This window comes from Marisediminitalea lipolytica (assembly GCF_001758465.1).
In the GTDB taxonomy this organism is placed as follows: domain Bacteria; phylum Pseudomonadota; class Gammaproteobacteria; order Enterobacterales; family Alteromonadaceae; genus Alteromonas; species Alteromonas lipolytica.
Genome location: NZ_MJIC01000014.1, coordinates 403,873 through 425,231, shown reverse-complemented (window position 1 = coordinate 425,231; position 21,359 = coordinate 403,873). Strand labels below are relative to the sequence as shown.

At 49.9% G+C, this 21,359-nt stretch carries 18 protein-coding genes and 1 other RNA gene; 8 read left to right on the top strand and 11 right to left on the bottom strand.

Features of this window, described 5'->3' with window-relative positions; all coding sequences use genetic code 11:
• The first annotated feature begins 45 nt into the window (after positions 1–45).
• Both BFC17_RS12950 and BFC17_RS22555 read left to right on the top strand, forming a co-directional pair.
• On the top strand, positions 46–2,850 hold the full coding sequence (locus BFC17_RS12950; RefSeq protein ID WP_070176893.1) for an ATP-binding protein: 2,805 nt from the start codon (positions 46–48) through the stop codon (positions 2,848–2,850).
• A 96-nt stretch (positions 2,851–2,946) separates the two neighbouring features.
• Positions 2,947–3,111 (top strand): hypothetical protein, encoded by a 165-nt coding sequence (locus tag BFC17_RS22555; protein WP_175439567.1) that lies wholly within the window; start codon positions 2,947–2,949, stop codon positions 3,109–3,111.
• 44 nt (positions 3,112–3,155) lie between these two features.
• Here the strand turns inward: BFC17_RS22555 and BFC17_RS12945 are convergent, their stop codons facing one another.
• The 6 genes from BFC17_RS12945 to BFC17_RS12920 all read right to left on the bottom strand — a co-directional run bounded on the left by BFC17_RS12945 (position 3,156) and on the right by BFC17_RS12920 (position 10,242).
• Positions 3,156–4,433 carry a M24 family metallopeptidase gene (locus BFC17_RS12945; protein WP_070176892.1) on the bottom strand — a complete coding sequence of 426 codons (1,278 nt, stop codon included), beginning with the start codon at positions 4,431–4,433 and terminating at the stop codon, positions 3,156–3,158.
• 1 nt (position 4,434) lies between these two features.
• The gene (locus BFC17_RS12940; protein WP_217494023.1) at positions 4,435–5,808 is read right to left on the bottom strand and encodes a M24 family metallopeptidase; all 1,374 of its coding nucleotides are present in this window, start codon (positions 5,806–5,808) and stop codon (positions 4,435–4,437) included.
• Positions 5,809–5,932: 124 nt separating this feature from the next.
• Complete coding sequence (locus BFC17_RS12935) at positions 5,933–7,108, bottom strand: FAD-dependent monooxygenase (protein ID WP_070176890.1); 1,176 nt, start codon at positions 7,106–7,108, stop codon at positions 5,933–5,935.
• A 36-nt stretch (positions 7,109–7,144) separates the two neighbouring features.
• Positions 7,145–8,338 carry a 2-octaprenyl-6-methoxyphenyl hydroxylase gene (ubiH, locus tag BFC17_RS12930; RefSeq protein WP_217494022.1) on the bottom strand — a complete coding sequence of 398 codons (1,194 nt, stop codon included), beginning with the start codon at positions 8,336–8,338 and terminating at the stop codon, positions 7,145–7,147.
• 24 nt (positions 8,339–8,362) lie between these two features.
• Positions 8,363–9,682 carry a Xaa-Pro aminopeptidase gene (gene pepP, locus BFC17_RS12925; RefSeq protein WP_070176889.1) on the bottom strand — a complete coding sequence of 440 codons (1,320 nt, stop codon included), beginning with the start codon at positions 9,680–9,682 and terminating at the stop codon, positions 8,363–8,365.
• Entirely contained in the window at positions 9,682–10,242 is a 561-nt protein-coding gene (locus BFC17_RS12920; protein WP_070177195.1) for a UPF0149 family protein, read from the bottom strand. Before BFC17_RS12920 ends, pepP begins: the two co-directional genes overlap by 1 nt.
• Before the next feature lie 258 nt (positions 10,243–10,500).
• Here BFC17_RS12920 and ssrS point away from each other — a divergent pair.
• The 6 genes from ssrS to serA all read left to right on the top strand — a co-directional run bounded on the left by ssrS (position 10,501) and on the right by serA (position 15,428).
• Positions 10,501–10,682: non-coding RNA, 6S RNA (gene ssrS / locus BFC17_RS12915), on the top strand.
• 20 nt (positions 10,683–10,702) lie between these two features.
• Positions 10,703–11,599 (top strand): ribokinase, encoded by an 897-nt coding sequence (locus tag BFC17_RS12910; protein WP_070176888.1) that lies wholly within the window; start codon positions 10,703–10,705, stop codon positions 11,597–11,599.
• A 31-nt stretch (positions 11,600–11,630) separates the two neighbouring features.
• Positions 11,631–12,575 carry a nucleoside hydrolase gene (locus tag BFC17_RS12905; protein ID WP_070176887.1) on the top strand — a complete coding sequence of 315 codons (945 nt, stop codon included), beginning with the start codon at positions 11,631–11,633 and terminating at the stop codon, positions 12,573–12,575.
• A 69-nt stretch (positions 12,576–12,644) separates the two neighbouring features.
• A complete protein-coding gene (locus BFC17_RS12900) occupies positions 12,645–13,229 on the top strand; it encodes a 5-formyltetrahydrofolate cyclo-ligase (RefSeq protein WP_070176886.1) in 585 nt (194 codons plus the stop codon).
• A 118-nt stretch (positions 13,230–13,347) separates the two neighbouring features.
• A complete protein-coding gene (gene rpiA, locus BFC17_RS12895; RefSeq protein WP_070176885.1) occupies positions 13,348–14,001 on the top strand; it encodes a ribose-5-phosphate isomerase RpiA in 654 nt (217 codons plus the stop codon).
• A gap of 197 nt (positions 14,002–14,198) precedes the next feature.
• Positions 14,199–15,428: a phosphoglycerate dehydrogenase gene (serA, locus tag BFC17_RS12890; RefSeq protein WP_070176884.1), complete on the top strand. Its 1,230-nt coding sequence runs from the start codon at positions 14,199–14,201 to the stop codon at positions 15,426–15,428.
• Between the two features lie 961 nt (positions 15,429–16,389).
• Here serA and BFC17_RS12880 read toward each other — a convergent pair.
• The 5 genes from BFC17_RS12880 to BFC17_RS12860 form a co-directional block, all read right to left on the bottom strand.
• Positions 16,390–17,127: a DUF481 domain-containing protein gene (locus tag BFC17_RS12880; RefSeq protein ID WP_070176882.1), complete on the bottom strand. Its 738-nt coding sequence runs from the start codon at positions 17,125–17,127 to the stop codon at positions 16,390–16,392.
• 116 nt (positions 17,128–17,243) lie between these two features.
• Positions 17,244–18,002: a DUF481 domain-containing protein gene (locus tag BFC17_RS12875; protein ID WP_229680937.1), complete on the bottom strand. Its 759-nt coding sequence runs from the start codon at positions 18,000–18,002 to the stop codon at positions 17,244–17,246.
• Positions 18,003–18,095: 93 nt separating this feature from the next.
• Entirely contained in the window at positions 18,096–18,914 is an 819-nt protein-coding gene (locus BFC17_RS12870; protein ID WP_070176881.1) for an HDOD domain-containing protein, read from the bottom strand.
• Positions 18,915–18,976: 62 nt separating this feature from the next.
• On the bottom strand, positions 18,977–19,258 hold the full coding sequence (locus BFC17_RS12865) for a DUF1289 domain-containing protein (RefSeq protein WP_070176880.1): 282 nt from the start codon (positions 19,256–19,258) through the stop codon (positions 18,977–18,979).
• Positions 19,259–19,323: 65 nt separating this feature from the next.
• A complete protein-coding gene (locus tag BFC17_RS12860; protein WP_070176879.1) occupies positions 19,324–20,034 on the bottom strand; it encodes an SIMPL domain-containing protein in 711 nt (236 codons plus the stop codon).
• Positions 20,035–21,359: the final 1,325 nt, after the last annotated feature.

Sequence of the window (21,359 nt, the reverse complement as noted above, 5' to 3'; positions counted from 1 at the left end):
TTTGTTTCGACTATACTTTTCGAAAAACCAGATCGCCAGGACATTATGCTAAGTACACCTATCGACAGCGTGTTGGATAATGAAGATTATTCGTTACTCACCAAAGCCATTACCCAGGAGGAAGCGGCGCAGCTAAATCCGGTGTTTACTTTGCTGTCCGATCACCTCAACACAGACAACGCTTTTTTAGTGTGCCATAACCGTATTCTTTGGAATCACCTCTATCCTGTTGCCGATAGTCAGCTTAGTGACGAACTTATCGAATCCTTACTTCCGCAATTTCGCGCAGAAGAACAATGGCAATGCCCCTCGGGTATTCTTGACTTTGAATTAACAGGCGCAGGTGAACTTGCTGTTATCAGCCAGTACAGCGAAGGCCTGAACCTGCAATTAAGCTTATGTGTTGTACTGGCGCCGGGTTCGCCAATATCGCCGCATATGTTTGAGCAACTTCGCCATTATGCCGCGCTGCTGATAACCCTATGCGAACACATCACCCGTCAGCGTGTAACAGAAGCCAGACTGCAAAAGAAAAAACGACTACGATTTATTTTAGATGCCACCCGAGCAGGCACCTGGGAATGGGAGATTCCCACCGGCAAAGTCCAGTTTAACGAACGCTGGGCGAACTTAATTGGTTACACCCTGGAAGAACTCGAACCACTAAGCATTGAAACCTGGTACCGAATGGTTCATCCCGACGACCGCGAACGCTCCGAAAAACTGTTGCAGGCCTGTTTTGCTGGCCAGACTGAGTACTACGACTGTGAATGCCGCATGCGGCACAAAAATGGCGACTGGGTCTGGATCCACGATCGCGGTAAAGTCATCGACTGGGATGCCAACGGTAAACCTGCATTTATGGCCGGTACGCATACCGATGTGAATGATAAGAAAAAATTCGAACTGGCGCTGGCGGAAAAAGCCGAGTTCCAGCAGCTCATGTTTGATCATCTGCCGGTGTATTTATTTGTAAAGGACACGGATTACCGCATCGTCACCGCCAATCACAAGTTTATTTCGCTATATCCACCAGAACAGCGTGACAGCATTATTGGCTCAACTACGCTGGAAGATTACAGTAAGGAAGATGCCAGTGCTTTTTTACGGCAGGACATTCTGGCCTTTGCCGCAGGGAAAAGTGAAAACGAAGAACAAATCCAGTTCCCCAATGGTGAAATCCGTACGCTGTGGACTAAGAAAATTCGCTTCGAGGATATTCACGGGCAATCATTTATCTTAGGCGTTGCTACCGATATAACCCCCCTGAAAGCCAGCGAGCTGGCTATGCAAATAGCTAAAAATGAGGCCGAAAAAGCCAACCAGGCAAAAAGCGAATTTCTGGCAACCATGAGCCACGAAATCAGAACCCCAATGAATGGCATTATGGGCATGTTGCAACTGGCATCAAACAATACAACTAACCCAAAGCAGCAACAGTACCTCGAACTTGCCAGTAACAGTGCGCGCGCTTTACTGGCAATTCTGAATGACATTCTGGATTTTTCTAAAATCGAAGCGCAAAAGCTGGAGCTCGAATCCAGCAATGTTTATGTCGATACATTGGTTTACCGAATTGTTCAGGAAGTACTGCCAAGCCTTAATAATAAGCCCATCGAATTACAGATCGACCTCAGCGGACTGCCTTTTGTGTATCTCACCGGGGATGAGACCCGGCTTGGACAAATACTGACGAACCTCTTATCCAATGCGATTAAATTTACCAGCGAAGGCAACGTCTGCCTGAGCATTCGCGCTCTGTCTCTCGATAACGATGAGGTAATGCTCGAGATCGCGGTTTCCGATACCGGCATTGGCATGAGCCCGGCGCAGCAGCAAGCCTTGTTTAACCCGTTTACTCAGGCTGATACATCGACCACCCGACGTTACGGCGGCACTGGCCTGGGATTATCCATTGTGCAGCGTTTAACCGAACTGATGAAAGGCAAAATCACCGTTACGAGTGAGCTTAATGCTGGAAGTACTTTTACCGCAACGGTAATGCTGTCAACACCGGTAAGAGCCATGCCCACGCCCAAGGTTGGCGGTGTTTTGATCCTGAGTCCCAAGCACGCTCAGGCAAGTGTTTTGTGCAAACAACTAGCCGCCTGGAAGGTTCGTTTTGTGCTGCTGGAAACCCTCGACGAATTGGCCGAGCTGTGCACAAAAATGCCACCCAATATGGACTGGTTTATCTTAGATAAAGCCTTGTATCCGGCCTTGTCGTTAATGCTGAGCGATGCCAGCAATGCCGCCATTGCGGCACAGCTTCCCACTAACCGCGTTTTGTTTGGCGAACTCCCCGAAACTCAGTTTGCCAACAACGATGTCGATACCTACAAAATACTCAACAAACCGCTGTTACGCCGCGAATTGCTGCAGGTATTTGGTAGTGCCGGGGTACTTGAAGAACCAACGGCCGTAGAGATGCCAGAGATTGATTTTGCCGCGGTCGCAAAGGAAGGCCGAATCCTGCTGGCCGAAGATAACGCTATCAATCGTGAAGTCGCCCTTTGTATGCTCCAGGATGCCGGATTTACGGTAATCGAAGCAGAAGACGGCATGCAGGCTGTGGAACTGCTTAAACATAATAACGATATATCGCTTATTCTGATGGATTGCCGGATGCCGGTAATGGATGGGTTTGCCGCCACCTTTGCGATTCGCAAGGGCCTTGCCGGCGAAGATAAAAAACACGTTCCTATTGTCGCCTGCACGGCAAATGCAACAAAGCAGGATCAGCAGGAATGTTTACAAGCGGGGATGAATGCGTACTTATCCAAGCCGATTCAAAAGAAAACCTTGCTGGCTGCAATCTACTCGATTTTACAGCCAGACTACTCGATTTAATTAAACTGGCTGTTCTCAGACCCAACAGCCAGCTTTCATGAGTGTTAATCAGTCGTAAGATAATCAGGCAGTTTAACCTTACTTCTGGAGAACATTATGTCTGACATCACACTCACTAAGCTCAACGAAAACCTGCTGGTAAACATTTGTGGCGGCTCAAGCATTGCTGCCCCCGAACAAACACCGGTGCCATTGCCATGTCCGGAGCCTGTTCTGGATGACAAAATAACCCTGCCGTTTAAGCCAAAAATGCTGGGTTAATATACTACAACTCCCTGGCCGCCTGTAGCCAGGGAGTGCAATTACTACAGCGCTAAAGGAACCAGTTTACCCAGCGGCGCAGCCAGCGATTCCGGCGGAGAGGTAAACCAGGCCGGGCCAGTGTCGGTAATATACAAACAATCCTCCAGCCTCACACCAAACTCACCGGGAATATAAATGCCGGGTTCATCAGAAAAACACATGCCCGGTTGTAACCTGGTGGTTTCGCCTTTCACAAAATTAACGCTCTCATGGCCTTCCATACCAATGCCATGACCGGTGCGATGGGATAAACCAGGCAGCACATAATCAGGGCCGTAGCCCAGCGACGAATAATAAGCCCTTACGGCATCATCTACGCTTCCAGCTGGCTCACCCACCTGCGCCGCAGCAAAAGCGATTTGCTGCCCCTTGCGCACCGTTTCCCACACCTGCTGCTGTTTTTTATCCGCTTTACCAAAAACAAAAGTCCGGCTGATATCAGACTGATAACCGTGCACCGAACAGCCGCAGTCCATCAGCACTACCGAACCATCATTAATGACCTGCTGCTGTCGGGTACCATGGGGATAAGCACTGGCTTCATTAAACAGGGCAAGACTCCAGGGCTGACTGCCGCCTAAGGCCACCATCGCCTGATTCATCATGGTTTTCACTTCGGCCTGCGACTGGCCTTTTTGCAGGCGCTTATACGCATAACCATAAGCGGCCAGCGTGATCTCGTTGGCCTTGTGCATTAAGGTGAGTTCGTGGTGCGATTTTACTATTCGACAACCCCGGGTCACCGGTTCGGCCGCAACGGCATTTAATCCGGCGTTCGTTGCAAGAATGCCATGGGACACAAAGAAGCGAACCGAGTTTTCAAAGCCAACCCGGCCTTTTTTAATACCACGTTCAGCCAGGATTTGGGTAACCAGCGCAAAGGGGCTTTCGTGTTCCTGCCACACCCGGACATCCTCGCCCACTGCCAAAGACTCACGAATACTGGGTTCTTCAAAAAACGGGCAAACCACACCGATTTCCCCGGACTGAGGGATCACCACCGCGGTTAAGCGCTCGCTTCGCCACCACTGAATCCCCGTGAAATACACCATGGCAGCGCCGGGTTCCAGCACAATGGCGTCAATATCATAGCTTGTCATTAACTGCTGCGCCCGGGCGATACGTTCCCGCCGCTCCTGGGCACTGATGGGTTTTACGTCTGTAGCCAGCGATGTAAGCGAGTTCTCAGACGTTTGCGTACTGGTAGCCTGACTGCCCTTAGCCAACATCAAGCCCAGACTGCCCGCTGAGGCGATTTTTAAAAAGGTACGTTTATCCATATTATTTTTCTTCACTGTCAGATGAACGGGAAACTGCGCTGGTGCTGGCATCAATCTCGATTAGCCGGGTCTGCCGGCCATTCAGGTAAGCCACTTTTTCACCATCAAAATAGGCGTCTTCTTCCAGCATTACCCGAATTTCTTTGCCCCAGCTATCCAGCATCACTGCATTGTTAAGCTCGATACTGTAAAGCGTATTTTTATGCAACGGATAATCGCCGTCGCCCGTTACACCATTTTGCTGATCCCACATTCCCAGCGTGGTACCTGCGGCGTGACCATGAAACCCCAGTGGATGGGTATAGATAGTGGGTTTTAATCCGGCGTCCCGGGCTTTTTGTAAACTGGCCGCCAGTACCTCATTCCCCGTTCGCCCTACAGCAAATTCACCGGTAAAAATATCCTGCAGCTGGTTTGCCTTTGCCAGCGCCAGCTGCAAATAGTCAGGTGCTTTCGTTTCGCCGGGTTTTAAAATATATGCGTGCTGCTGCGTATCCGTGTTTAAGCCAAGATAGGTAATGCCAAAATCAACGTGCAATAAATCCCCCGGCAAAATTACCGTTGCCTTATCCTCGTCAAAGGTGGTTTCATGATCAAGTGGCAAATTATCGCTGCGCTGCACAGACACCGACGGATGAAACCAGGTATCCAGTTTTAATTCTGCGACCCGCTCGCGAAACCACCACACCAGATCTTCGGTTGTAGTGACGCCGGGTGTAATGGTTTGTGCTGAGAAGCCTTCAGCAATGATCTGGTGCGCCACCGCCACCATTTTCTGATACTCAGTGATTTCTTCCGGGATCCGGGTTTCCAGCCAAGCCACCGCCAGTGGTTCTGCTGATACCACCCGCGACCGGTATTTTGGCGGCAACGCCTGCATAAGATTTTCATTGTCGGTAACGGTTAACCCGTCGGCGTGGGCCCAGACAGAAGATTGGTTAACCCCAATGGTAGCTGGTTGATAAGTCTCGATGATAGCGTTGAGTGCCTGCCACTGGTCAGGCTGTTGCTGTTTGTCCCAGGCCCGCTCAAACAAATTACCCACCTTATAGGGTGCCACGGCCAGCGTGTGCACTTTACCGTTGTGATCTTTTACTATCACCAGCATAGTCGTGCGTCTGGCCGTTTGTAACCAGTCGGCCGGTAAAAAGGTTTTTAGCACCGGATCTTCATTATATTCACGACTGATCATCAGCCACATATCAATGCCCGATGCGGTCATTAATCCTGGTAGCAGCTGCGAGATGCGCTTTTCCAGCAGACTGTCCTGCAACACCGCTCGTTGTTTTAAGGAAAGCAGTTGACTGCTGGGATTTGCCTGTACGCTCATGCCCATCAAGCCACACAACAAAATAATACCGCTCAAGACTCGCATAACCTGCATGCTCCTGATAACTCAAATTCAATGGGTTACTGTAAGCGGGGAATTGCGGCGTTGCAATGCTGGCACGACACGGTATCGTGCCAGACAGCTAAACGGTAAGGCTAAAGCGGCAGAATTACCAACCCATGGCCTGGGTGATAAAGCGTTGTTTAATAGCAGGGATTGCATCGGCAGTGCACATACCTACACCCCGAATTAACTTTTTCAGCGGATGACTACCGCCGAAGAGCTGTTTAAAACTTTCCATAGCAGCAATCATTTTTACTGCCTCACTTTTACGGGCTCGCTCAAAGGCGCGAAGCTGACGAGCCTGATAAAACGCCGCGTGCTCTGCTGCCAGCGTTTGCAGACTTTCGGCCAGCGCAAAGGCGTCCTGTAATCCCAGGTTAGCGCCCTGGCCAGCCAGCGGGTGAATTGTATGCGCAGCATCACCAATTATTACCAGTCCGTCACTCAGCCATTGTCTGGCGTAGCGCATTGTTAGCGGAAAATGCATACGTGCACTTTCAACCGATATTTCGCCCACGTCGCCTTCTATAGCCACCTGTAAGGCTTTGGCGAAATCACTATTAGACAAGCTCAGTAATGCATCGGCATGCTGACTATTTTGCGACCACACGATGGAACACAGGTTAGCATCACTTAATGGTAGCAGTGCCAGCGGGCCCTCGGGGGTAAACACCTGACGAGCCACTTTGCCGTGGGGCTTACTGGTTTTAATGGTCGCGACAATAGCGGTATGCCCGTAATCTTTAAAGGTCAGCGGGAAATTGGCGTATTGACGAATCGCCGAATTAGCGCCATCGGCCCCTACCAGTAAGCGGCAGGAAACCACTTCGTCGTTATCCAGCATTAACATGCTTTCGGACTGACCGGCGAGTACTTTAGTGATGCGGGTTGCAGGCAACAGCTGAACATTTTGCTGCTCACTGACCTGGCTGTGCAGTGCATTTACCAGCGACTGGTTTTCAACAATATGGCCCAGCTCAGTGGTACCCATTTCTTCACAGGTAAACTGAATACGGCCAAAACTATCCTGATCCCACACCTGCATTTGGGTATAAGCGCTCAGGCGCTCCTGAGCCAAATGTTGCCAGACGCCTAATGATTCCAGTTTCTGTTTGTTGGCAGCATTAATGGCCGAAACACGCAGTTCAGGCTGCTCGGACAGCGGCTTGGTAATAGGCGTGGTATCTATCAGTACCACCGACAGTTGTACCTCTTTTAAGGCACGGGCCAGCGCCAGTCCCACCATGCCAGCCCCAACAATAGCAATATCAGCCTGATACATATTTCGTGTCCTGTGTAAATAACGGGAGATGTAGCTTCATTCGGCAAACCCCATGGTTTGGCGCACAAACCGGCGCGATAATCCCGCACAAAACTCCATGGCCAGCAATCCGGCGTTACGGCCTGCAACCAACGGCGGCAAACGGTTGGAAAACAATCGGACTAACCCGTCGGTAAGACCGATGGTAATAGATTTATCCTGCTCACGCTTCAGGCGATATTCATTAAGCACGCCAAAGCTACCGGGGTCGGCCGCATCGGCAAGTGTTTCAGCCAAATCCAGAACATCTCTGAGACCCAGGTTAAACCCCTGCCCGGCAATGGGATGAAGGGACTGCGCGGCGTTACCTACCACCACGGCCCGGTGCTGGGTAAAAGCGTTAATCTGATTCAGCACCAACGGATAAGTGTAGCGCTTGCCAACGGTGTTAATCACGCCGTGGCGATAACCTGTCTCTGCCTGTAAACGGGTAATAAACTCGCTGTCAGACCATTCAAGCGCCGCCCTGGCTTCCTCATGGCTGAGCGTCCACACCAGCGAGTAACAGTTAGCATATTCAGTAAACTCGCCGTCGGCAAAGGGCAACAAGGCCAGCGGGCCATTGGCAGTAAAACGTTCGTGAGCCCAGCCATTATGCGCCTCGCTGAGTGCCACATTGGCAATTAACGCCGACTGACCGTAATCGTCGCTGCTGCGTTCAAAGTTAAGCATTTCAGCTAAACCAGAACGTCCGCCATCGGCTATTACTAATAACCGTGCGCTCAGAGTTTGGTCGTTGTCCAGGGTTAAACTTATGCTGTTAACGTGCTGCGCGACTGCCTTTACGGTTACTCCCTCAAGCACGTCTAATCCGGCGCAATCCGCCGGGAACAACTGTTGACCAAGGGCGTTGATACCAACCACCTGACCAAAACTATCCAGTCCGTAGTCTGCGGCGTGCAGCCGGGTTTGGCCAACAAATCCCTGATCCGAGACTAAAATATGCTGGATCGGCGTGGCATAAGCTTTTTTAAGATCGATGCCAAGGCCAGACAGCGCCTGTTCGGAACGCTTGGCCAACGCGATCACCCGGGCATCAAAGCCTGGGTGGCTGGCGGGATCCTTGCTAAACCGATTAGCGTCGATAAGCGTAACGCTATGCTGCCCCTGCTTAACCAGAAAACGGGCCAGCGTGGAGCCAACGGCGCCGCCGCCTACGATCACAATATCTGCGTCTTTACTGTTCGCCACTGCCTTATAATGTTCCTTTATCTGTCAGCCTGGGTTCTTTGCCATCAGGGCTTCGATGGCGGCGATGGTTTTGGGTACCCCACCGGTAAGCATGTCATAGCCATCGTGAGTAATTACGATATTATCTTCGATGCGGATCCCAATGCCCCGGTACTCAACGGGAATATCGTCCTCAACCGGAATGTACAGACCCGGTTCAACCGTGATTACCATACCGGCTACCAGCGGTCGGGGTTGCCCTTCTTTCAGGTAATCCCCCACATCATGCACATCCAGCCCCAGGTAATGCCCCAGACCATGCATAAAAAAGCGTTGCCAGCTTTTATTTTCCAGCGCATCCTCAACCGATTCGCTGAGTAGCCCCAACCGGCAGAGTCCGCTGGTCAGCACGCGGATAACTACCTGAGTTACCGCCGGCAGGGTCACTCCCGCCTTAAACTCAGCCAACGCCGCTTCCTGCGCATCCAGCACCAGTTGATACAGCTGTGCCTGAGGCTGGCTGAATTTGCCATTGGCCGGAAACGTACGGGTAATATCGGCAGCATACCCCTGTAATTCGGCCCCGGCATCGATCAGGATCAACGAACCGTCTGCTATTTGCGCGTTGTTTTCGGTGTAATGCAGAATACAGGCATTGGCACCGCTACCTACAATGGTGCCGTAAGCGGGTTGACGCGCGCCGCCCATGGCAAATTCGTGGTGTAGCTCGGCTTCCAGCTGATACTCGTAAGCACCGGGTTTAACAAACCCCATGGCCCGGCAATGAGCGCGGGCAGAGATATCCGCCGCTTGTTGCATTACAGCGATTTCGTCGCGGGATTTTATCAATCGCATTTCATGTACTAACGGACGGTAGTCCACCACGCTGGCCGGTGCTCGATTTTGTTTGGGCGTATTGCGCAGTGTTGCCAGCGCGGCAAAAACCGCTTCGTCTGCATGGTCAAACTCACCCTGGGCAAAAAACAACTGTTCGTGACCTTCCAGCCACTCGGTTAACACCCCGGCTAAATCGTCGATAGGATAAGCTTCATCAAGCTTAAAGGTTGCCACCGCCTGCTCCGGCCCCAGGCGTTTGCCCAGCCAGATTTCCATATTGGGATCTTTAGGCTGGCACAGCATGGCGCGGTAATCACCGGCGTAGCGCTCATGATTGGATAGCAGCAACCAGGCATCCGGTTCGTTAAACCCGGTCAGGTACCAAAAGTCACTGTGCTGACGAAAAACGTATTCAGTATCCCGGCTACGGGTAACCAGTCTGGCAGAGGGCACCACCAGCACACTGTTAGCCGGTAACTGCTGAAGCAGCCGGGTTTGGCGCTGGCGATACTGCTTAGCGGTAATCATTAATGCACTGAGGGCGAGTCTTGCTGATCTTCAAGCAACGACTGACCCAGCTCGTTAAAACATAACAGCGCAGAAATACGTACGTATTCCACCACCTCATGCAATGCTTGTTCGGATTCTTCGTCATCGTTCATGGGTTCTTCCATACGGGCGATGTCCGAAAAATCCTCTAATGCCTCGCGAACGTCTTCAGAGCAGTTACTCAGCTTTTGCTGATAAAGTCCAAAGCCCGCCATAAATCCCTGCACCCAGTTGATCAGGGCCAGGCCGCGATCATTAATTGGCTGGGTGTCATCCGGCAACATCAAACGCAGTGCAAACTGACCATCAACCAGCTGCTGACAGGTCTCGTTAAACAGGTTTTGCAGTTGCTCAGAAACCGTTTTAGCCAGGGGTTGGCCCTGGTTCATGGTGTCTTGCAGCACAACCAGCCATTGCTGTTCACTCAGAGACATACCGCCGCATAACATGCCACACATCATGCCATGGATTTCCGCGCCATCCACAACCATATCGTTATCGGTCAGGCATTGGGTTAACGTATCAAACTCAGTGCTCATAAGGTGTTCCGTAAATAATTTGCCCAATGCTACCAAATGCACTGGTTTAAATCCAAAATTCCCTGCCTCTGCCAGGCCATCCCGCATAAATAATCAGCCAAATGGATACAAAGTAATCATTTGAATATCATATGTCTTCTCGCTGCTGGTAGTTCACGATAGTTTCTACTATGATCCCAATTCGCAGGTTGCTTACCACACACTTGCATAGCGGCGCAGAGGGCGTACACTTAGTACCTTTGTATTCGCTAACAACAATGTCTCCTGGGGTGTTTGCCAGTCTATTCATGTCCCTGGCCGATGCTATTTAAAAAGGAAGTTGATTCGTTGCTATTGTGCAGGCTCGGCTCGTACCGAGAAGCCTACGGTGATGATGATGCTTCCGCCCTGAACTTTTCGGTTCTAGGGCGAACAATAGACAGCGGCACTTTGGGAGACGCCATTTACGACGGATTAATTAATGGCAATAATAAATTTTGGCTCGGTCAATATTGATCACGTTTATCAGGTTGATCACTTCGTCAAGCCAGGCGAAACCATCGCCTCGACAGATTATAAGCAGCTCTTAGGTGGTAAAGGCGCTAACCAGTCTATCGCTCTGGCAGCCGCAGGCGCAGAAGTCAGACACGTCGGCAAAATCAATCAGGCAGACAGCGCTTTTAAACAAACGCTTATTAAGCACGGCATTGATTGCCAGTTTTTACAATGTGTAGATACCCCTTCCGGTCACGCCATTATTCAGGTTACCCCATCCGGCGAAAACGCCATTGTGCTGTTTGGTGGTGCAAACCAGGAAATTGGTAATAAAGACATCCTGCATGCACTGGACAAAACCCGCCCGGCGGATTGGGTACTCACCCAAAACGAAACCAGTGGTTTAACTGAAATCTTGCAGCAAGCGAAAGAAAAACACATAAAAGTGGCTTTTAACCCGGCGCCTATGAGCGAGTCGGTAAAATCGCTTCCCCATGAGTGCATCGACCTGCTGATTGTAAACGAAGTAGAAGCGGCAGAACTTTCCGGCGAGCAGGTATTGGATGCCATCATCAGCCATTTCAAAACGCAGTGGGCCCATGCCGAAGTCATTATTACGCTGGGCAAAGCCGGTGTCATCATGCTTAAAGATCAGCAAACCATTCAGGTGGATGCCTTTATTGTTGATGCCGTTGATACCACCGCAGCCGGCGATACCTTTATTGGCTTTTTCCTTGCCGCTTACAGTCAGCATGCTGATGCCCGTCAGGCCTTAAAACGCGCCTGTGCTGCTTCGGCAATAGCTGTTACCCGCGCAGGTGCAGCACAGTCGATCCCAGAAGCAAAAGAAGTGGATCGCTTTTTAGCCAAGCATACTGGCTAAGTTACCTACAGACAGAATTAACGAGTTTACTATGACGCATAAAATAATTATCGATACAGATCCGGGCATCGACGATGCAATGGCAATCTTCTTCGCTTTTCAATCGCCAGAAATTGAAGTGCTGGGACTTACCACGGTTTACGGTAACATACCAGTAAGCATGTCAGCCCGTAATGCCCTTACCCTGTGTGACATCGCTGGTCGTCAGGACGTTCCGGTAACCAAAGGCGTAGCATTACCCTGGGTTGGCCCGGAGTCAGAATACGCGCACTTTGTGCATGGCGATGACGGCTTTGGCAACATTGATTATCCGCCATCCACCCGCGAAGTTGATCCCCGCAGTTCAGCCGAATTTATCGTGGAAATGGCCCGCAAGTATCCGGGAGAAATCACCCTGGTGGCCATTGGTCCACTGGGCAATATCGCCCTGGCGCTACGTTTGGAGCCTGAGCTGCCTAAGCTGGTAAAAGGTATCAGCATTATGGGTGGCGCAGCGTTTGTACCGGGCAATGTAACCCCGGTAGCCGAAGCCAATATCTGGAACGACGCCTACGCCGCAGACATTGTGTTCTCAGCCGACTGGGAAGTAAAAATGTTTGGCCTGGACGTTACCCTGTTTGCCCCTACCGATCCGGCTTTTGTGGATATTCTGGCCGAGAAAAACCCGGTAATGGGTGGCTTTATGCAAAAAGCAGCACAGTTCTACATTGATTTTTACTCGCAGAACCGCGACGAGAAAGTGTGCTTCTTCCACGATGCGTTCCCAATTGCACATTTGGTTAAGCCTGAGCTGTTTGAGTTTACCCGTGGCAATATCCGTATTTCCACCGACGAACTCAACCGTGGTCAAACCGTAGTAGCGCCGGTAGGCACAACCGCCAGCCCGTTATGGACCGAAGCTCAGTTTGTCCAGGCCGCAACCGGTGTTAAACACGAAGAACTGTTCCAGCTCTTTATTGACACCTACGCGCGCTAATTGCGCTGACAAAGATAGCCAGCCCTGAGATTAATCAGGGCTGCACAGCCTGCTAAAGAGTAGTATACAGTGACTAACCTTGATCGCCGGGAATTACGTAAATCGTTGCGTGCTAAGCGCAATGCGTTAAGCGCTGCCCAGCAGCAACAGGCTGCTGCCCTCGTGAGCCAGCAAATTCAAGCCATCCTGCCTGCGCAGGACTTTTGCGTGGCAACCTATCTGGCCAACGACGGCGAAATTGATTTAGCGCCTACTATTACCGCTTGTCAGCAACGCGGCTCGGTAACCTTACCGGTATTACACCCGTTTACCGGTAAACACCTGCTGTTTCAGCATTATACCGGGCACACTCACATGACCTTTAACCGCTTTGGCATCAGTGAGCCAGCCCCCGACAGCACCGCTATTCGCCTGCTCTCTCAGCATGACTTACTGCTGATGCCGCTGGTAGGTTTTGACGCCGCGGGGAATCGCCTGGGCATGGGCGGTGGCTTTTATGACCGCACGCTGGCTAATGTTCATCACTTAGCCAAACGCCCTGTACTGGTAGGCGTGGCGCATGATTGCCAGCAGGTTGAGCAGTTACCGGTTGAAGCCTGGGATATCCCGCTGGACTTAATTGTGACGCCCACACAGATAATCCGCATTTCCTGATAGCGGTATTTCGCTGCTGTATATTCATCTTTTCCCTGCGCCAGCCTCTATAATTCCCTATGCGGATGCGCGTTATTTCGGCTAAAATACGCCCTCTTTTTTTTCAGCGGGTATTAGCATGGATCAGAATGCAAAAAAGCAGGCGGTGGGCCGCGCTGCAGTTAAATATGTAGAACCAGATACCATCATTGGCGTGGGCACCGGGTCAACCGTGAACTGTTTCATTGATGCACTGGCCGACATTAAACACCAAATCACCGGTGCGGTATCAAGCTCAGAAGCCTCAACCGAACGCTTAAAAGCGCTGGGAATTGAGATTTTTGAACTCAATGAGGTAGACAGCCTGTCTGTGTATGTTGATGGTGCCGATGAAATTACCGAACACAAGCACATGATTAAAGGCGGTGGCGCTGCCCTGACCCGCGAAAAAATCGTAGCCGCGGTTGCCAAAACCTTTGTGTGTATCGTAGATAACAGCAAGGAAGTCGGTGTACTGGGTAAGTTTCCGTTACCGGTTGAAGTAATCCCCATGGCGCGCTCTTATGTGGCCCGCGAGCTGGTTAAACTGGGTGGCGATCCGGTGTATCGCGATGGCGTGGTTACCGACAATGGTAACGTTATTCTGGATGTCTTTAACCTGGAAATTTTAAACCCGGTTGAGCTGGAAAAAACTATTAACAATATACCGGGTGTCGTTACCAACGGTATTTTTGGTATGCGCGGTGCTGATGTGGTGCTGGTAGCAACCGATGACGGCGTAGTGACTAAATAGCGCCAGCGTTACAGGTACAGTTACAGGTAAAGGCTTTAGCAAATTCGCTGAGCCTTAACATAACCAAAAACGACAAAAACGTTCCTAGATATTCCAAAGTGATGCAACAAACACTTTCTTATATCGCGGACTTTGTGTTATTTTACACGTATAGACGTCCAGATGTCTCTTAAAATTCCCTGACTGAGAGCGATGTAATGAGCAAATTTTCACTATCTAAAGATAAAATTAAGATTTTACTGCTGGAAGGCGTGCACCAAAGTGCCCTGGAAACCTTGCGGTCAAATGGTTACACCAACATTGAGTATTTAAAAACATCGTTACCGGAAGACGAACTCATCGAAAAGATGAAAGACGTACACTTTGTTGGCATTCGCTCTCGTACTCACATTACTGAAGCAGTAGTGGAAGCCGCCAGTAAACTGGTTGCGGTTGGCTGTTTCTGTATCGGTACCAATCAGGTTGATTTAAAAGCCACCCAGGCGCGCGGCATCCCGGTATTCAACGCCCCGTTCTCAAACACCCGTTCAGTGGCTGAACTGGTGCTCGGTCAACTGATCCTGCTACTGCGCCGCGTGCCGCAGAAAAACGCTGAAGCCCATCGTGGTGGCTGGGATAAGAGCGCAGAAGGTTCTTACGAAGCCCGTGGTAAAACCCTGGGTATTATCGGTTACGGCCACATTGGTACACAGCTATCGATTCTGGCTGAACACCTGGGCATGAAAGTCCGATTCTTCGATATCGAAGATAAGCTGGTACTGGGTAACTCCGAGCAGGTCAAAGCGCTGGACGATCTGTTAGCTATGTCTGATGTAGTTTCCCTGCACGTACCAGAAACCCCAGAAACCAAAAACATGATCGGTCAGGCACAGCTGGCCAAAATGAAGAAAGGCGCTATTTTAATTAACGCTTCACGCGGTACCGTAGTAGATATCGATGCATTAACCGCAGCGCTTAGCTCTGGTCACATCGGTGGCGCTGCTATTGACGTATTCCCGGTTGAGCCGAAGTCAAACAACGAAGAGTTTGAGTCTCCGCTGCGTCAGTTCGACAACGTCATCCTGACTCCGCACGTAGGCGGCAGCACTCAGGAAGCACAGCAAAATATCGGTATCGAAGTAGCGGGTAAACTGGCTAAGTACAGCGACAACGGCTCTACCCTTTCAGCAGTTAACTTCCCTGAGGTATCACTGCCAGAAAACGTTAACCGTTCGCGCCTGTTGCACATTCACGAAAACCGCCCTGGCGTATTAACCCAAATCAACCAGGCGTTTGCAGCCAAAGGCATCAACATCGAGGCTCAGTACCTGCAAACCAACGCGGATATCGGTTACGTCGTTATTGATGTGGAAGCCGACAGAGCACAAGACGCTCTGGACGAACTGACACAGATCGACGGCACCATTAAAACCCGCGTACTGCACTAACAGATTATCGCCCGGCACTAATGCCCGGGTTCATCTGAACAAAAAAGGTTGTCTTTAACGAGACAACCTTTTTTCGTTTTGCGCCTTTTCGACGGGGTAATATCAGTAAAAAAATCCCCTTCGTACCGGAAGTTGAATAGCAACTATACGGTATCTCCAACTACTAACTTCCACACTAACAAAGCGGATGAATTTAGTGAGCCGGTCTTTTATGGAGATCCCGGCTCAAGGCCGGGATGACGAGAGTGTGGGCCGGGACAACGAGAGACAATACGCCACATTAAACCCAAACATCCCCGTCGTACCGGAAGATGCGACGCAACTATCCGGTATCTCCCTGGCGCTCCTATTCAATTCAAAACGACGCCATATGCAGGTAAAAATGCCTCTTCAAAAATTAACAACTTACAATCTCTGAAGTGTCGGGATGCCGACAGCACCCAAAGGGGAGATGGCTCCCCTTTGGAAACCCCCAGTTCTTACTCACGAGAAGCAGACTGAAATTAGCCAGGTAAAACCTATCGCCCAGAGAGGGCGTCCTGCCCTCGCTGGGCGGAGGCGTCTTCCATGACACCTCTACGCTTTTACTTAATCTGGCCAACTTCAGTCTCTCGCTCAATAAGAACCAAAAGAAAAGCGGGATGTTTTGACTACACCAACGTATTAAGGAGATCCCGGCTCAAGGCCGGGATGACGAGAGTGTGGGCCGGGATGACAAAATTAAATGGGCCGGGAAAACGGAATATATTGACCGGGATAACGAGACAATACGCCACATTAAACCCAAACATCCCCGTCGTACCGGAAGTTGCAACGCAACTATCCGGTATCTCCTTCGACTAACTTCCATATTTATAAAACCAATGTGTTGGGTAAGCTAACCTGTTTTGGAAATGCCGGCTGATACAAAAAAGGCCATCTCCAGGAGACAGCCTTTAAAACAATCGATAAAAAGTAACGCTTAGAAGAAGTTATAAACCAGGGTTACCGCCGTTTCGGTATCCAGTTTTTCAACACCTTCATCAACATTGCTGTTGTGGTCCAGACGAATTGACACTTTCATTGATAATGAGCCACTGATGCTGGCAGTTAACGCCGATTCTGCACGTGATTTGGTGTTCTCAGAACCTACCTCAGTACTTAATGTTTGCGTAAACTTGGCGGTGTCAGAGATAAACCATTTGTACGCAGCAGAACCACGAACAATGAAACTGCTGGTATCTTCACCATCCTGAGTTTCAGACCATGCGTAACCAGGACCGATGCTGTATTCAAAAGCTGTTTTCTTGGTTTCCCACATCTTTTGTGACCAACCGCCGGCTAAGGTAGCCTGGTAATCAAAGTTGCTCTGGCGGTCATCTTCGTATGAGCTGAACACGAACAAACGGTGATCAGGATTTTCCAGCTTGTAGTTACCCTGTGCAGAGGCAAAGAATTTTTGCGCTGATGTACGTTCTACTTCTTCACCATCCTGTTCGACGGTTTCTTTCTTGTACAGCCCCTCAACCCGGTAATCGTTGCTCCAGCTTTCCAGCTCTTGCTGAGCAGAAATACCGGCAGTCATTGAAGAGGTTTCAGTGTTACCTGTGGTAACAATAAGACCAAACTCGCCATCCATAGTGAATGGTTTTGGTTCGTCCTGAGCAACTGCGCTTGCGGCAACACAAGTACCAGCGATGGCAAGAAGTAGTTTTTTCATGGGGGAGTCCTACAATTGATTCAAAGTCCTGTATGCCCGTTTGTCCTAGCTTACGGGCTATAGGGCGCTATGTTAAAGCATCTCAGGGCAAATGTAATTAATCGGATGGGTTAAATTCAGAAAAATCTATAGACAATGGTTACCGCTGTTTCGGTACTCAGAGAATCAGAATCAGTCGCGGGCTTAGTGTTGTGCTGCACAATAAATGATAGCTTCAGTGCCAGGGATTCAAACAGGTTAGCACTTAAAGACGTTTCAGTACGGGATTTAACGTTTTCATCGCCCGCTTCAGTAGCGACAAACTGGCGGAACTTAGCCCCCGTTGGCCAGATATAATGGTATTCAGCCGAAGCCCTGATAATAAAACCATCGACCGAATCGGCCTTTTCGCCATTATCAAATTTGGCAAACGCATAACCCGGCCCCACGCTGTAGCGAAAGTTACTGATTTCATTTTTCCAGACTAACTGCGACCAACCCGCCGCCACCGAGGAGCGGTATTCGTAGCCGTTAAAACGGTCGTCCTCATAATCACCATAAACAAATAAACGGCGATTTTCCTGCATCAGTTTATAGTCAGACTGAAAATACGTATACAAGCGCTGTGCTGTGGTTTGGTCCTGCATTTCTTCGTCGACTTCGACTTCACTTTCTTTATACAGAAACTCTATCCAGTAGTGATTAACAAAGCGCTTGGTTTCGTGCTCGGATTTAAGACTACTTTTAATCGACGTAGCGTTGGTATTGCCGGACGCAAAAATTACCCCTAGCTCGCCATCAAGCGTAAAGGTATCGTCCTGCTCTTCGTCGTATTCAACAAAGTCGGCGTGATAAAGCGTACTGATAAGGTCCTTATCAGCCGCTGAGGTTGACATACAAAACAGCGCCATAAGTAATGGCGCTGTCCTGCTTAAAGCTCGGTGTAACATGGAAGCAGTTTTTTATATTTTGTTTTTTGCCTAAATGAACTACATAACGGAAACTGCGACTTTATTCGTCTCTTTCTGGGCAAAAAGTATCGCGTTTTGTAGTACTTCATCATCTAACGGCAACAGACGGACCATATCGGGGGTAATAACCTCAATGTCAGGGTATTTTTCCCGCTGAAAATGGACCACTGAAAGCCTTATCGCACAGGTTAACAAAGACACGTCTAAGTCGCTAGCCAATTTAACTCGGTTATGGGCAAATTTAACCGGATAAAACAACGGCATAGGCAGTTGCCACTGCTCCATGATAGCGCCGCTGCACTCGCTGAACATAAAACCGAAATGGGAAATCTGCTTATCCCATGGCGTCCCTGGCGAATCATCCTTGATATACTCTTGATATTTAACAGGATTACACTTCGCTACAACCAGCTCACTGAGATTTTGCAGGATCCCGGTGACAAAAAAACGGTCGCTACCGCGCACGTTCATATCCTTAGCCAGATATTTTGCCAGCATGCCGGTAAAAACCGATTGCTGCCAGTGCTTATCGATCATCAGATACTGATTATCAAAATGTTTAAACGCTATGTTGGCCGTTTCGGCCAGTACCAGGTTATACAGTGCTTCACCACCAATAACGCTTACCGCTTTGGCTATGGAATCTATTTGCGATGGAAACCTGAACAGCGAACTGTTAGCCAGGCGCAGCAATTTGGCAGTGAGTGACGGGTCAACGCTAATCAGCATTGCAATATCGTCCATATCCGAACGCGGATCATCCAGCACATTGCGCAGGCGCAAACAAATGTCCGGCAATGTAAACGACTGCGTAGCGTATTCAATATATTGGTTCATTCCCCAGAGACCTTCCCTCGATCAGTAAGCTAAGTATATCAGCACCTTAAAAACCTGCCGTTCTATTCATCAACGTCTGAACCAAACATGTCCTGTTGCTGCGGCGGGTTGTCTGCAGACTGTGACGATTGCAACTGGCGGCGTTGATAATTGCGCTTGCGACGCTGACAGGCATTCAGAATCACCCGCCGGGTTGCATCATCGATTTGCAACCAGTACAGACGCTCCTCGCGGGAACGAAAACAGCCCTTACAATACCCTTTAGGCCCACTTTGGCATACGCCAATACAAGGGCTGGGGAGGGTAAAAAACTCAAGCTGAGCCGGCTGCTTGCTGTCTGCCATGGTGCGATAATTTAATAATCAATAATAATAGCTTAGCACGCCTTTTGCGGCGTAAAGTATAGAATTTAATCGGTTAGTGTATATTCGATAGTCGACACCACCCTGACCCGTTTTATATGCGGATGCTGGCTGTCCCGGTCAAAGATAGAAAACTGTCCCTGATTAGCCCGCTTGATTTTACCCAGCACACTTTGAGAATCTTCTGCGAACTTTTCTGCTACCTCACGTGCGTTTAGCGTAGCTTCCTCTATCATTTCCGGTTTAACGTCGTTTAACCGCGTAAAAATATATTCTGTACGAGCATTGTAGTTCTCGGTGCTCAACGCCACGCCCTGACCCAGCAGATCGGTTAGGTTTTGTTGCACAGCCCGTACCTTCAGTACATCAGTAGAATAAACCGTTACTGTTTGCGTACCACTGTAGCGAAACCGCACGCCCTCGTTACTGCCATAACGCTGTGCCAGCTTATCGGTAACTTCGGGCAAACCTATGGTAATTTCCCCGGCTTTAATCCCCTGAGTAATCAGATAGGCCTTCACCTTTTCGCTTTTAACCGACATGGTTTTATAAAGCGTGGCTAAGTCATTATCTGCCTCAATAAACTGCAATGGCCAAATTACCTGATTGGCAACGAACTCTCGCTCAGACAAGCCTTTAACCACCACTGAACGCTCCCATTGCTTAGCCTCAACTAAAGCCTTGCCGCCAAGACCACCCAGGGCAGCTGCGCCCATAAAAATCCCCAATGCTAAAATACACGCCGCACTTTTATCCATTTCATTATCCTTTGCTTACCGATGTTTCATTATCCCTACTATAAAAAGACTTTGTGGCGAAATCAGGTCCTTCCAACGATAAAACGGGGCGAATGAAACATATAACAAAAAATCCCGTCATCCCGGGAGGCCCAACGGGCCTACCCGGGATCCCCTGACATGTTATTAGGGTGCTTATACTGCAAAAAGGTTGTCCCCAGTGAGACAGCCTGTTCCGGAGATCCCCGCTCAAAAGCGTGCGGGGATGACGAATAACCGGAATGCCAGTGGCATTCCGCAGTATGAGGAACGACACGCCATGGATGGCGTGGCTGGAATAGCTCACAGGGATGTTTGTTACTCCTAAGCTTCCCTAATCAATCCCGTCATCCCGGGAGGCCCATCGGGCCTGCCCGGGATCTCCTGACATGTTATTGGGGTGTTTATACTGCCAAAAGGTTGTCCATAGTGAGACAGCCTGTTCCGGCGATCCCCGCTCAAAAGCATGCGGGGGTGACGAAGTTTTTTGCCCTCTACAAAAGCACACGGGATGGCGGTATTTTTTAATTGGGGAGATGACAGAGTATTTTGGGGAAGGATAAAGGCACGCTTTATTTGGTTCTTATTATCGCGAGATACTGAAGCTGGGCAGATGAAGTAAAAGCGTAGAGGCATCATGGATGATGGCTCCGGCCAGCGAGGGCAGGACGCCCTCTCTGGCCGATAGGTTTTACCTGCCCAGCTTCAGTATGCTTTTCGCGATTTAAGAACTGGGGGAGTCCAGAGGGGAACCACTTCCCCTCTGGGTGCTGTCGGCACCCCGACAAAATGCCAATACTTCATCGCAATTAAACTGGTTATTTTAGCTAAGGCAGTCTGCTCAGGCGATCCCCGCTCAAAAGCATGCGGGGGTGACGAATAACCGGAATGCCAGTGGCATTCCGCAGTTTGAGGAACGACACGCCATGGATGGCGTGGCTGGAATGGCTCACAGGGATGTTTGTTACTCCTAAGCTTCCCTAATCAATCCCGTCATCCCGGGAGGTCCAACGGGCCTGCCCGGGATCTCCTGACATATTATTGGGCTGTTTATACTGCAAAAAGGTTGTCCGTAGTGAGCCAGCCTGTTCCGGAGATCCCCGCTCAAAAGCATGCGGGGGTGACGAATAACCGGAATGCCAGTGGCATTCCGCAGTATGAGGAACGACACGCCATGGATGGCGTGGCTGGAATNGCTCACAGGGATGTTTGTTACTCCTAAGCTTCCCTAATCAATCCCGTCATCCCGGGAGGCCCATCGGGCCTGCCCGGGATCTCCTGACATGTTATTGGGGTGTTTATACTGC

Bases quoted from the DNA above. Each gene is read 5' to 3' on its own strand.
- BFC17_RS12950 (WP_070176893.1), top strand. From the start codon at position 46: ATGCTAAGTACACCTATCGACAGCGTGTTGGATAATGAAGATTATTCG.
- BFC17_RS22555 (WP_175439567.1), top strand. From the start codon at position 2,947: ATGTCTGACATCACACTCACTAAGCTCAACGAAAACCTGCTGGTAAAC.
- BFC17_RS12945 (WP_070176892.1), bottom strand. From the start codon at position 4,433: ATGGATAAACGTACCTTTTTAAAAATCGCCTCAGCGGGCAGTCTGGGC.
- BFC17_RS12940 (WP_217494023.1), bottom strand. From the start codon at position 5,808: ATGCGAGTCTTGAGCGGTATTATTTTGTTGTGTGGCTTGATGGGCATG.
- BFC17_RS12935 (WP_070176890.1), bottom strand. From the start codon at position 7,108: ATGTATCAGGCTGATATTGCTATTGTTGGGGCTGGCATGGTGGGACTG.
- pepP (WP_070176889.1), bottom strand. From the start codon at position 9,682: ATGATTACCGCTAAGCAGTATCGCCAGCGCCAAACCCGGCTGCTTCAG.
- BFC17_RS12920 (WP_070177195.1), bottom strand. From the start codon at position 10,242: ATGAGCACTGAGTTTGATACGTTAACCCAATGCCTGACCGATAACGAT.
- BFC17_RS12910 (WP_070176888.1), top strand. From the start codon at position 10,703: ATGGCAATAATAAATTTTGGCTCGGTCAATATTGATCACGTTTATCAG.
- BFC17_RS12905 (WP_070176887.1), top strand. From the start codon at position 11,631: ATGACGCATAAAATAATTATCGATACAGATCCGGGCATCGACGATGCA.
- rpiA (WP_070176885.1), top strand. From the start codon at position 13,348: ATGGATCAGAATGCAAAAAAGCAGGCGGTGGGCCGCGCTGCAGTTAAA.
- serA (WP_070176884.1), top strand. From the start codon at position 14,199: ATGAGCAAATTTTCACTATCTAAAGATAAAATTAAGATTTTACTGCTG.
- BFC17_RS12880 (WP_070176882.1), bottom strand. From the start codon at position 17,127: ATGAAAAAACTACTTCTTGCCATCGCTGGTACTTGTGTTGCCGCAAGC.
- BFC17_RS12875 (WP_229680937.1), bottom strand. From the start codon at position 18,002: ATGTCAACCTCAGCGGCTGATAAGGACCTTATCAGTACGCTTTATCAC.
- BFC17_RS12870 (WP_070176881.1), bottom strand. From the start codon at position 18,914: ATGAACCAATATATTGAATACGCTACGCAGTCGTTTACATTGCCGGAC.
- BFC17_RS12865 (WP_070176880.1), bottom strand. From the start codon at position 19,258: ATGGCAGACAGCAAGCAGCCGGCTCAGCTTGAGTTTTTTACCCTCCCC.
- BFC17_RS12860 (WP_070176879.1), bottom strand. From the start codon at position 20,034: ATGGATAAAAGTGCGGCGTGTATTTTAGCATTGGGGATTTTTATGGGC.